Here is a 12,716-nt window from a genome sequence, read left to right as displayed (position 1 = left end):
GACGGGTAAAATCGTAAAATTCGGACTTGTTAGACAAATACTTACGCGGTTTCAACCTCAGGTACTGAATCTATCGAATTGACAAATTTAACCAATTGCGGATCTGAATCTTTTTGTATGAGGTTTCGGAGACTCTTTTTCAATTCATAAGCATCATCCCCTGCTGTATTTATTAAATCCATATAAAAATCTTTGTTTTGCAGAATCAATGAACGGCATGCCCCATCGGAAATTACAGGTTTCACTATTTTATCAATAACGTCTCCAGCTTGACTTTTCAAATTACCATGCGATCTAAGCCATGTTTCGAAAAATTGAAACTTTATTGCATTGATAGTCTTTTTACCGATGCAGAAATCATTTCTTATATCGGTAACTGTCGATTTAATTTTTCGTTTATCCAATCTTTCAACTATATTCTTGAAACAATTAGGGAAAGGATTCAAACTTTGAGTTCCAGAAGCAATATCCATCAGAATCTTTTTGCCAAATTCAGTCAAGTTATCTGGCAAGGATTTGATTTTAGCCAGTAAATGTTTTATTGCGACAAACCAATAATATGATGTATGTGCTGTTCTTTGGGCGTATAATGTATCAACACTTATTTCAGACAACGCTTCGAACGCTATTTTATTGATATGATCGGTCAGGACATTGCTTATTTTAGTGGTCAAATCGTAAAAAGATGCGTCAGGAATTACATCTTTAATATTGTTCTTAGTGATATACTTATCCAAATCGGTATTCCACTCTGCTAAATGCTCGATAAATACCTCATCCGTTACACCTATTCTGTTCTTAATATCTTCAAATTGGGGCAATATGTCTGAGAGCAATAATTTATAGCCAAGTTTATGATTTACCATGTATTGTAGTGTTTCATTTAATAGCGGTATATTCCATCCCACACTATTTACTAATAAGTCTCCATGATCCACATAATAGTCCATGAGTTCTGCAACATATTTTATATCTCCACCCTCTATTAAGGAAACGGAATGACCATGTGCCAATTGCATGGCGACTAAATCGTAATATCCAGACTCTTTAATGTTTCGGCCATCAGTTTCTAATTCAGAATGCAACTGATTTATGTAGGTTGAATCTAACGTTACAGGTAAAGGTCTTTCTTCGTCAGATGCCAATAAACGATAGGTTGTAAATATAGCCCCTATATTATCTTTATTTACATTCTGTTCATCAATGCAATTCGTGATCGCTTGCAAAAGCGTTGGAAACGTATAGGTAGAATTATCTTTTAACGTTTTTACAATATCTGCATGGTCGAAATTATCGGGTAGTAAGTTTGCCAAATAATTATCGAGCGCCTCCGAATTTGTTGCTACTTGATAATATTTATATGCTTTAGTTGTCGCGTTATCCCGATAGGCAGCATCTGTTGCATTTGCAGCTTGAATATAATCGATAAATGTATTTGGCTTGACTGTTTTTGCTTCAATCAATGACGTAAAATCGCACGCCAACTTATTTTGCGCAATAAACCTGTCTATTGCATCTAACGTTTTGAAATAGTCGCCGCCATTGAAGTCATTGAACCGAACTATCTTCTTATATAATTGAGCAATCACATGGTTTTGGCTTTCCGTGTCTAAATGCAACAGCAGTTCTTGGTATTCGACAGGGAACACCTGCTTCTCTATGGATTCTTTTAATTTCAATTGTGCTATTCTTTGCCATACACGCAGAATAACATCGCTCTTTCGAGTTAATTTATGCAAACAATGTATAATCTTATCGATAAGCGCATTGTCCATACATTGTATAACTTCTTCTAATACAGTGTCAAATTGTTTATTAGTCTCTGCATATTGATTTATGTCGTGGTCTTCTTCTCCGTTGATGCAGCCTTCAATATATTTTTTCAATGGAATTTGTCGAGCATCTTCAACATCGACACCATATACCAAAGCTGCAATTTCGCGTTGTGTTTGCAGATCATTGTTAATTATTGTTTGAATGCCATTCAGATAGTCGCCGGACAATATTTGTTCTACTGGATTTGCCAGAATATCCGTCTTCTTCAAACAGAACAATGCTATGTTTATCATCAAAATTTCGTTACACCACTCTTGTTTAAGAGCGACCATCTCATTGATATATGATATAATTTCCCTAACATTGGCATTAGGATTTACCAATCTGAATATCCGATTTATAGTTTCTTTCGCTTCATTTTCTGTTTCTCCAAATGCTTCAACAAACAGTTTGTTGAATATACTTCGATAGTCGGTAATAACAGGAGGAGCAACACGATAAACAATAGGGAAAGTTTTATTGATAAAATACTTGGTCAGTTGTTTCGTTTGTTCGTCGGTCTCATCTCCGAATGCACAAGCTAAATGTGTTTCATCGAAAGGAATAACAGCCCAAACATTTTCAAAACCGCTATCGGCGAAGAACGTATGGATAGAAGACCATAATTCTTTTACTTTTTCAGCGGGGAGACGATCCATGTTGTCAAAAACAAGGACTAATTTACGTTGTCCTTTTTCCTTGATAAAATCAGAAATGTCTTGCATCCATGTTTTGAACTCGTAAACCGTTGGTTCGTCTTCGCTCAAAGTCTCATAGCAAACGTCCTTTTCGACTTTATCTTGATAAATAGCTAACATATAACTCCATCCATATTTATGATCTTTGCTATATGCCCATTTCCAAACGCACAATGCAATAAGAACTGGCAGTGCAGCTATGATAATAGACAATAAAGAAAACCACCATGTTGTGGGTGTAGGTTTTACTGCATACGCAATAAATGTAAATATCGGAGTTAAAACTGCAACCAAAAATGCCGCAACCATACCATTACTGATAAGGGGATATTTTTCGGTTACGGTCTCCGTTTTACGGGCTAATAAATATTTCAGCTTTTCAGACCATGATACGGTTTTCGTACCTCCACCTTTGACTTTTATTGTTGCATTTCCAGATAGGATACCATCATCAATAAGTTTGCTTGTAAGCAATTCCAATATAGAGCGGCGTTGCAAGTCCTCTTGATGTCCCCATGCGTCATACTCAAAAAAGTAATAGTCGTCTGATAATTCACGTTCCAACATTTTAACCACGTTGGATTTTCCAGATCCCCAAATACCTTCGATGCCGATAATTCGAGGTAAAGTACATTCCTCATCCAATGAATCATTCTGACAAAAATGGCGAGCAATAGTTTTTGCCAACCTTTCTTGCGAACCTCCATCGAATTTGTCAATACCACACGGTTTATTTTGGATAAACCGCGGATATTGCTGTTTGGATTGTAGTTTTGTTTCCATATACGTAATTTATTGATTATACGAACTCCAAATAATTCTCCCGATTTACCACATGAAACTCGGCATAGGGATAGGCTTCTTGGAAGGCTTTCGGTGCGGCCGGCATTTTATTTCCCCACTTGAACTCCAAGGCGGTAAGACTGTCGGCACTCTCCTCAATCAGGTCGATTTCCTGTTTGTCGTAGGTGCGCCAGAAATAGAACTCCCTGTGCAGTCCCTCATTGAAGTTCGCTTTGCGCCGCTCTCCGATGATGTAGTTCTCCCACAGCGCACCGACATCCTGCCGAATGGCCAGCGGTGAGAAAGCCCCGATAATGGCATTGCGAATGCCGTTGTCGTAGAAGTACCACTTGCCAGCTTTTGTAACCTCCTTGCGTAGGTTACGCGAATAAGCCCCCAGACGATAGATAACGAAGACCTTTTCCAATAGGTCGAGGTATTTTTCAACGGTCGTCTTGCTCATGCCGAGTTGTTTACCTAACTCTTCGTAAGAAACTTCGCTGCCCAACTGAAAAGCTATCAATCGCAGTAGATCGCGCATCTTGCTCGAATTTTTTAAGCCGTCAATTGCTAAGATATCTTTAAGCAGGTATGCACCGACAATATCACGTAGGTAGTCTGTTTTACGTTCATAGTTCTCCATCATTACTACTTCGGGATAGGAACCGTAAATCAAGCGCGCTTCGAGGTTCTGGCGGGTTTCAAGTGCCGTTTCCGTCTGTGCGATTTCCCGTTGCGAGAATGGTGTAAGGAGAAATTGCGTACTGCGGCCGACCAACGGTTCACCAGTCTTATTCAGCAAATCGAATGACGAAGAACCACTTGCCAAGACACTTATTCCCGGTATTTCATCAACTATCAACTTCAGAATACTACCGATTTGTGGTATGTTCTGTGCCTCATCAATAGCCAGCAAATCAATACCATCCAATAAATGCCGATAATTGGCTATTGAGCGATTCTCCAATAGTGCTAATGTGTCGTAGTCTTCGCCGTTGAGCATCATCGTCCTACCTGAATAGTTGTCCACAATTTTACGCATCATTACCGTTTTACCAACACGGCGAGCACCAAAAATCAGTACTGCTTTATTGGGCGCGATTCGTGCTGTAATCTTCTCTTGAAGTATTCTATTTACTGTTTCCATACCTTATAAAATATAATGCAAAGATAATCATATTTTTTTAATTGGCGAATTTTACAAAAAAAACGGGCTATTAAATGGCGATTTTTACAACCACAATCTTATGGAAGTTGTTTCATTGTTTTTAGTAATGATATATGTTCATACTATGATGACTCAATAATTTACCAGACATACGTTTCTGAAATTTGTCCTTATAGGAATGAAAAACTCACATATATTGTGCTAATTAATATATAATTAAATGAAAATAAAAAGACAGGATACGAGTATTCCTGTCTTCTCATATGTAATGGATATTTTTTTATTTTCTCATCCGCTCCAACTCCTCATCACGCAACATTCTCTCGTTCAGTTTTTCCTGCATCCTGTCAATGAAATAGGTGCGGCTTTCGTTCTTCCGGCGTTTGATATCAGTGTAGAAGCGGTAGCAGTCTTTAGAATCAACCCCGAATATCTTATAGAGAAGTGGGGCGAGCTGTTTGAGCGGCATATTGCCGTTGTTGATGCAGCCCATCACGTCTATGCCGTAGATAAGTTCCACGAGGTCGATGGCATTGCCCGTCCATTGAAGAAGGCTGGCGGTGGTTTCTGTTGCGTTGTTGGCGGATATTAGTGGTGGCACTTGGGGCGTGGCAAGGAATTTCTGCATCTTTCTTACGAAAGACAGAGCCTTGCTGACGTAGGCGGCAATCTCTCTTTTTTCTTCTGACAGATTACGTACGGGATGGTGCTGCAACTCGATTTCGATGTAGGCAAGCGCGATGACGGTAAGGTTCATGTCCATGCCGCCGTTGCACAGTTCGATCACTTGGGTGGCGAAAGCCGTGTATGCCGTTTCCATATTGCAGTCGCCGGCTTCGTTTATCAGGCGGAAAAAGTCGGTTTCCGCCAGCAAGAAATAATTCATGGTTCTGTCAATTTTGAAAATTACACTTTGTTTTCTGCGTGCGCACATGAATATAATTGGCAAAAAACGCGGCAGAAAATAAAAAATCCAACACTCAATTTTACAAAGTGCTGGATTTCAGAGGTATAAAATTCAGTATTTTTTCACAAGGACAAATTATCTCCGACTTAAATTGTTTGTAATCGGAACATTTATTCTATTCCTGAAAATAGAAATGTATGCTTGCCGCACATTTTGGCTATCTTGCTTTTTTATCAAGGATATAGATAATGCGACATACACCGTTGGGATAGCTTTTCAAAGAGGAAAGCGTCCAGTGTTGCTCTGGCAGAGCCGACTTAAAAAAATGTCGTCCGCTTCCGGATATGAAAGGAACGGTGTATAGTATGATTTCATCCACAGCGTGCATCCGCAGCAGTCCGTTTATATAGTCTGCCGTGTCCGGTGTGGCTTCCGCGAGGTAACGGATGTTTGTGCAGTCTTTTCTCCATTCGTGCAGCATTGAAATGGAATAGTCCGGTGTCACACGGTAAAAGGCTTTCTTCCTGATTTCATCAAGACCGCAACGGTCAAGGCACAAATCCTGATGTGCTTTATCATATAACTCTGAAGAAAGACATCCGTCCATCGTCAGTACGGCGAGAATCTGAACTTTACCCATAATCGTTTCCTTTCGTTAGGCAAGGGTAAAAAAGTAGCGTGCAATTCACACTACCTTCAAGCGATGGCTCTGGTAAAGCCTTTACGGAGAGTACGTGAATGCACGCTATGCGTAAGCATAGCATAAGCATCACGCAATCGTCTCCGTAGTTCCAATTTACCAGATTTTCGCTTGAAACGCCTTGCGGTCTTATCCTATATGTTGGCGGCGAAAAGCTCCTGCCAATCGCCGTTTTTCTCAAATGTTATGCAAAGATAGCCAAATTCAGTGAATTACGGGCTATGATTGCTTGAATTTATATTTAAGTCCATACTCTTCAAGTTTGCTGTATAGTGTTGTCCTGCCTATGCCGAGCAGTTCTGCGGCGACACTCCGGTTGCCGTTTGCCTGTTTCAACGCACGCAATATCCGCTCCTTATCCTCCGCGTCATTGCGCAAGGCGAAGCTGACAGTAGAGGTCGGTTTCGTCACGGCAAGTTCCAGATGCTCTTTCATGACAACACCTTCCTGCGCCTGCAATACAGCACCCATAACTTTCTGCCGAAGTTCCCGCACGTTGCCCGGCCATGCGTGTGTCAGCAACGCTTTACGTGCTTCGGAACTGAACCCGCTCACGCTACACTCCAGCTCTCTGTTTGCCATATCACGGAAGAACTCTGCCAGCGGCATAATGTCTTCTTGACAGTCACGCAACGGAGGAACGGTTATCCCGAAGTCGTGCAGGCGGTACAGAAGATCCTGCCGAAAACGCTTTTCATTCACCGATACCTCCAAATCTTCATTGGTAGCAGCGATGATGCGGACATTGAAATTCCGGTCTGCCTTGTCTCCGACCGGGCGATACCGCCTCTCCTGTATGGCACGGAGCAACATCTGTTGGGTTTCCAACGCGAGGTTTCCTACCTCGTCCAGAAACAACGTGCCGCCTTCCGCCTCATGGAAATATCCTTTCTTGGCATTGTCCGCACCTGTAAATGCACCTTTGACGTGTCCGAAGAAAGCCGACGGTGCAAGCTCTTTGGAGAGTGAACCGCAGTCCACCGCCACAAATGGCTTGCCTGCACGTTTGCTCTTGTCATGCAACAGGTGGGCAATATGCTCCTTGCCCGTGCCGTTCTCACCAAATATCATCACGCTCATATCGGTGGCGGCTACCAGCCTTATGCGGTGCATGATTTTCTGAAAGGCGGAACCTTCACGGGCGAATATAGGCATACGGCGTTGTCCTGCCTGACGTTCTTTCAGTATGGAACGGATCAGGGGGACAAGTTTATCCTCCACAAGCTGTTTGGGAATATAGTCTATCGAGCCGAGTTTCATGCTTTCCACGGCGGTATTAACTTCGGCGTAGTCGGTCATAATGATGAAGGGCTGCATCTTTCCCTCCTTTCGCATCCAGCACAAAAGGTCTATGCCACTGCCGTCAGGCAGACGCAGGTCGGCAACCACGATATCATTATCTGTTGCCTGTTGCAGATGTTTCTTCGCGGTTGAGAGGTGGTAAGCCTTCATATTGCGGTAGCCCTCCCGTGACAGCATATTGCAGACATATTCGCAATACACGATGTTGTCTTCCACCACAATTATTTTTGTCTTATTCATCTTCGTATTTTCTCCTTTCCTCTTCTGCCAACCGTATTATTTCCACTCCCTTATCCAGCACGGCAGTCACGGCATGGCTTAACGCTTCACCATCCGGGAGAGCATCGCCACGAAGCAATCCGTAAAGTACATTCAGCGGTTGGTCGGCACGGAGCACCTCCCACGAACTGCGCAGGTGGTGGATCAGGGAATCCAGCTTTTGCAGGTCTTTTTCTTTTGCTGCATCCCGTACCGCCTGCATTTCCTTTTCTGTTTCAGTTATCAACTTTTCCAGCATGACGGCTTCATTGCCATAGGACAATAAGGCGGAAAAGTCCGGTTTCCCGTCCGGTGTCGCTTTTATGGCACACCTGTCGGAAACCTCCATCAGTTCCGATATGGAGAACGGTTTGAACAGGCATCCGGCAAAGCCTTTTGCCAATAGTTCCCCTTTGTTACAACTGCCCGAAGCGGTTGCCACAACCACCGGGATTGTTGGTGAATTGCCCACGTTGGACGAACGCAACAGTTCCAGCAATTCGAAACCGTTTATATCGGGCATATTCAAGTCTGTCAGCAACAGGCTGTATTCTTTCTGGCGTATCATTTCCATCAGTGCCGCAGCATCGGTGCAAGTGTCGCAGTGTATTCCTTCTTGGGAATACATCTCTTTCAGCATCAGAAGTAATACCTCATCATTGTCAATGGCGACAACATCATGGAATTTATTGTTATGATAAACAGGTGTATTGCTTGTATATCCAAGCTGTTCTTCAGCTTCCTGCATAGAAATTTCAACTGTGAAACGACTGCCTTTCCCTTTCTTGCTGTCTAAACGGATTGTTCCGCCAAGCATCGACACAATATTACGCATTATGGCAAGCCCAAGCCCGAAACCCTCCTTTGCGGCGGCATTTGATAGACGTTCAAACGCACCGAACGCTTGTTTCTGTTCCTCTTCTGTCATGCCTGTACCTGTATCTTCAACGACCAGTGTCAGAACTCCATTATCATATTCAGTAATCAAAGAAACACCGCCTTCTTCTGTGAACTTGACAGCGTTTGACAGCAGGTTATTCCCGATTTGTATTATTCGCTCTTTGTCGGTCAATACAATGGCATCGTGTCCAGTCTTCACGGACAAGGACAGCCCTTTGTTCACGGCAACAGGCATGAACTCCGTTTCAAGTGTGTGCGTGATTGCTGAAATCCGGCAGGGTGACAGACGGGGCTGTTCCTTGCCGTTGTCCAGGCGGAAGAAGTCAAGCAAAGTGTTAAGCATATCCCGCATACGGTCGGAGGATTGCAGTATGTTTTGGATATACTGCCCGGACTTATCCTCACACTGTTCTTTCCGTATCAGTCCGGCATAGCCTGTTATTGCTGTCAGCGGTGTGCGCAGTTCATGGGTGATAGTATGTACCGCCTTCTTCCTTGACGTTATCAGTGCCTCGTTCCGTTGTACGGATTGTTCCAGTTGCCTTATCAAATCAGTTGTCTTGTGCTTGTATTGTTTAATGCTTTTTGCATCACGATGTATGATGATGTAGGAAATTAACAACAATAGAAGAACGAATCCCATTAAACCGCCTACTTGCATAAATGACTTTTCACGCATGGCAACTATTTCGTTTTCCCGGCTTTGCAGTTCGGTTTGTACCTTTTCTTCTATTTGGCAAATCAATTCTTGCAGTTGTCTGTTAAGTTCTGCATTACGAGCTGCAAGGCTGTCGGCTTGTTCCGACAATTGGCGATCCTGCACTTTCTATTCGCTGATTACGTTTCTATTGACCGAATGAAGGATAGTGGTTGATACTGCTGGAGTTACTTCCTTTTTTTTGCCGAATATGCCTAAGAAACCTTTTCGTTTTGGCTTTTTGGACTGTTCCTGCACACTTTTCTGTACAATAACCGAAATTTGATTGGCTATCTTCTTGTTAATAGATTGTTGTTCATCCATTAACCGGACTATCTGGAACATCTGTCGTTCCTTATCCTCTAAAAGACTGCGCACACTATCGATGCGCTCTGCTGGATAGGTGGCCTTGAAACGGCAGAGCATACTGTCCATTGCCATACGCCGTGCATGGTAATGCTCGATATCTTTATCGTTCCATTCCAGTATTGTTTCACCCAATAGAGAAAATTTTATCATTTGAATATTGATATTGTTTATTTCTTTTCGGAGCTCGTCTATTTTTTTATTGCCAAGTTCTAATGCTTCTATCTCCTGCCATTCATAGAGGCTATTATATGCCATACATCCGATAAGAATGGAGATAAGTATATATCCCAACCGTATTGCCTTATAGAAATTTCCTGACCGCTCCATTATTTTAATGACATTGATTTTTGGAACATGAATAAAAGTTTATCTTTTTCGTTCATGCGGATATTATCAGAATAACCGTCTTTTGTTATTTGATACCCACATGGCTTAACCATAAAAATGCCTAAGCCCTTAGTGTACGAACTTACTTCTGAGGCATAGTCTTTACTTGTATTTAATGGAACTTTCCCTTTAATATGACACCACTCATTATTACAACTGATGTCTTCAATCTCAGACATCAGTTTTTGCAAATCTGTAATAGCTTTGGAACTCGCTACTTGGGGTATCTGCAACTCAAAACAGAGCATCGGTTCGAGAATGTCCACACCTGACTGTTGCAAAGCCAGCCTGAAGACATAAGGGGTCAGCTGTCTGAAATCAGCAGGTGTACTTACCGGGCTATAATACTCGGCTTGAGTAAAAGTTACTTTCAGATCTGTCACTTCCCATCCATGTAAACCAGATTGGCAAGACATACGAATCCCTTCAAAAACGGCATTTTGAAAAGAATGGTTCAGATAACCATAGGAGATGTCACTTTCGATTTGCAACCCTGCCCCTAACGGTAAGGGTTCAAGAGTCAGCCCTATTGTGGCCCAGTAAGGGTTGGGTGGTACTTCGATCTGAATAATCTTATTGACCTTTTTTATAGGTCGTTCTTTGTAGATAGTCTTGATCTCATCAAAATGGACCTTTACGGAAAATCGTTCTTCCAGCAATGTCTGTATGATTTCCTTTTGGGTCAAACCATATAACGAGATTTCCAATTCATCACTATATGAGTTTATGGAAAAGGACAAAGACGGGTCTTCAATCCACAATGTATTCAGAGCGGATATCACCTTGCTTCTCTCTTCGGGCTTATTTGGCCGGACGGAGGATTTGAGAGCGGGATGCTGATGAGATAATCCTTGAATCAAACAAGGTTTAGCACCTAAATAATCTCCGATTCGAAAATCTTCTATATCTTCTACAATCGCGATATCATTGGCACCCACTTCATCAACATTTATCTCTCTGCCCTGATAAATAGTCTTTAGATTTTTAATCTTGATGAATTTTTCCGAATCGTTGATTCTTACAACGTCTCGAAGTCTCAGACTTCCGTCAATTATTTTAAGAAAACTTCTTTTATGCCCTTTGGGGTCATGCTCTATCTTATAGAGATAAGCTGAAAGTCTGTTTGAGACTGATGCCGGAGGAAGTATAAAAGAAGAAATGGCGTCCAACAACTCATTGATACCGATATTGAACATTGCTGATCCATGTAGCACCGGATAGACTTTGGCTTTTGCCACAAGAGCGATTATCGTATTCCAATAATCAGCCGGTGAAATTTCGCTATCCGCCAAATATCGTTCTAATATATCGTCGTCATGGTTGCATACAAATTCTTTGTATTCTTCCTTTATATATGTTTGGGAGCAAACCGGATAAACCGATCCATCGACAACAGTTTGCATAAACAGGACATCTTGCGACAGATTTGTTTTTATATCCATATACAAACGCTCCAAATTCACACCGGCACGGTCAATCTTATTGATAAATATAATTGTCGGGATTTGCAGCTTTTGTAAAGTACTGAACAGCAACTTTGTCTGCGCTTGTATGCCTTCCTTTGCGGATAAGATGAGGACTGCTCCATCAAGCATTTTGAATGTCCGCTCCACTTCCGCAATAAAATCCATGTGTCCCGGAGTGTCAATGATATTGCATTTCACTCCATTCCAGATAATAGATGTCGTAGAAGCCCGGACAGTAATTCCTCTACGTTTCTCTATATCCATAGAGTCCGTTATGGTGTCACCATTATCCACACGGCCGCACTTTTCCGTTGCTCCACTGGCAAACAGCAGATTCTCGGTTACGGAAGTTTTTCCTGCATCAATGTGAGCAAGAATTCCTAAATTTATAATATTCATTTGGATTAAGCAATAATATACTACAGTAGATGCATTGTCGAAACGCACCTTTTAATACCTCCTCGTAGCATATGAGAACTACAGGATTACTAACTCGTATTAATATGTATATTATTACTGCCGCATAACGATTACAAAATTACACAAAAAAATATATCTAACAAAAGTGGGAGGATTTTTTAACTTTTTACCATAGACATTTTATTAGGGAAGCGTAGGTTCAACTGGCAAGTACAAATAAGTAGAAATGTTTGAACAACACCGTTTTAGGAAGTTGAAAAATCAAGTTTCTCTCTCGGTATAGCGTTTATTTTGGCCAATATCTTCTTTAGTTTAGCATTTGTGTATTTCCCATTCGTGTTCTATTTAGCTCCTTATTATGAGTATGTAGCAAGTTACTTATCAAATTCAGCCTCTTTGAGGGTCAAATATGGTTTTGCAAATGGTGACTGACAAGACATAAACAAGGTCAGCAGGAATTTTTTACATAAATGGACATGAATGTATATAACCTAAAATAAGAATAAATTTTAATAAGGGCTGCCCAAAAAGAAAAAAATGCAGTTGCCATCCTATAGATACTTGCAGAAAGGATAAAATTTACTTTTAGACCTTTTGGGATAGCCCTTATTAATACTTCAGATAAAATTCCTTAGGTTATATTTTCAATCCTTTGGACCGGGTTTCCTCCTTGGCATACAGTCCCGGACGCCCGATTATGACATGGTTGGCAACGATACTATCCGCCGGACTGCGTATCTGCGGCGGTGCATTTTCGGGATATTGCGCCTGCCTGTTCCTCACATCTTCCGCTTCCGGCTTGAGCTGTTGCCCTTCATTCTCCTTTTCTGCGACTTCGGGCGTGGG

Annotated in this window: 6 protein-coding genes and 2 pseudogenes; all 8 read right to left on the bottom strand. The window is 41.7% G+C overall.

Translation table 11 applies throughout. From position 1 onward, the window contains the following. Nucleotides 1–41: 41 nt before the first annotated feature. Nucleotides 42–3,296: a P-loop NTPase fold protein gene (locus ABUA47_RS04360; protein ID WP_004291481.1), complete on the bottom strand. Its 3,255-nt coding sequence runs from the start codon at nucleotides 3,294–3,296 to the stop codon at nucleotides 42–44. A gap of 16 nt (nucleotides 3,297–3,312) precedes the next feature. After that, complete coding sequence (locus tag ABUA47_RS04355) at nucleotides 3,313–4,443, bottom strand: ATP-binding protein (protein WP_004291480.1); 1,131 nt, start codon at nucleotides 4,441–4,443, stop codon at nucleotides 3,313–3,315. Between the two features lie 301 nt (nucleotides 4,444–4,744). Beyond that, on the bottom strand, nucleotides 4,745–5,350 hold the full coding sequence (locus ABUA47_RS04350; protein ID WP_004304269.1) for an RteC domain-containing protein: 606 nt from the start codon (nucleotides 5,348–5,350) through the stop codon (nucleotides 4,745–4,747). Nucleotides 5,351–5,588: 238 nt separating this feature from the next. Next, nucleotides 5,589–6,011: a dihydrofolate reductase family protein gene (locus tag ABUA47_RS04345; RefSeq protein ID WP_004291474.1), complete on the bottom strand. Its 423-nt coding sequence runs from the start codon at nucleotides 6,009–6,011 to the stop codon at nucleotides 5,589–5,591. A gap of 279 nt (nucleotides 6,012–6,290) precedes the next feature. After that, the gene (locus ABUA47_RS04340) at nucleotides 6,291–7,613 is read right to left on the bottom strand and encodes a sigma-54-dependent transcriptional regulator (protein WP_004291471.1); all 1,323 of its coding nucleotides are present in this window, start codon (nucleotides 7,611–7,613) and stop codon (nucleotides 6,291–6,293) included. Then, nucleotides 7,606–9,924, bottom strand: a pseudogene (locus tag ABUA47_RS04335) (ATP-binding protein). The gene ABUA47_RS04340 and the pseudogene ABUA47_RS04335 overlap by 8 nt, the downstream one beginning before the upstream one ends. Continuing rightward, entirely contained in the window at nucleotides 9,924–11,849 is a 1,926-nt protein-coding gene (tet(Q), locus tag ABUA47_RS04330; protein WP_004291466.1) for a tetracycline resistance ribosomal protection protein Tet(Q), read from the bottom strand. The pseudogene ABUA47_RS04335 and the gene tet(Q) overlap by 1 nt, the downstream one beginning before the upstream one ends. Before the next feature lie 657 nt (nucleotides 11,850–12,506). Further along, a pseudogene (locus ABUA47_RS04325) lies at nucleotides 12,507–12,716 on the bottom strand (hypothetical protein); the annotation flags it as partial.

It is taken from the genome of Bacteroides sp. RTP31139st1_H2_RTP31139_211217, from assembly GCF_040227615.1.
In the GTDB taxonomy this organism is placed as follows: domain Bacteria; phylum Bacteroidota; class Bacteroidia; order Bacteroidales; family Bacteroidaceae; genus Bacteroides; species Bacteroides uniformis.
This window is presented reverse-complemented; position numbering and strand designations above follow the sequence as displayed.

What these genes read in the sequence shown, in the direction of transcription:
- ABUA47_RS04360 (WP_004291481.1), bottom strand. Translation starts at nt 3,296, where the DNA reads ATGGAAACAAAACTACAATCCAAACAGCAATATCCGCGGTTTATCCAA.
- ABUA47_RS04355 (WP_004291480.1), bottom strand. Translation starts at nt 4,443, where the DNA reads ATGGAAACAGTAAATAGAATACTTCAAGAGAAGATTACAGCACGAATC.
- ABUA47_RS04350 (WP_004304269.1), bottom strand. Translation starts at nt 5,350, where the DNA reads ATGAATTATTTCTTGCTGGCGGAAACCGACTTTTTCCGCCTGATAAAC.
- ABUA47_RS04345 (WP_004291474.1), bottom strand. Translation starts at nt 6,011, where the DNA reads ATGGGTAAAGTTCAGATTCTCGCCGTACTGACGATGGACGGATGTCTT.
- ABUA47_RS04340 (WP_004291471.1), bottom strand. Translation starts at nt 7,613, where the DNA reads ATGAATAAGACAAAAATAATTGTGGTGGAAGACAACATCGTGTATTGC.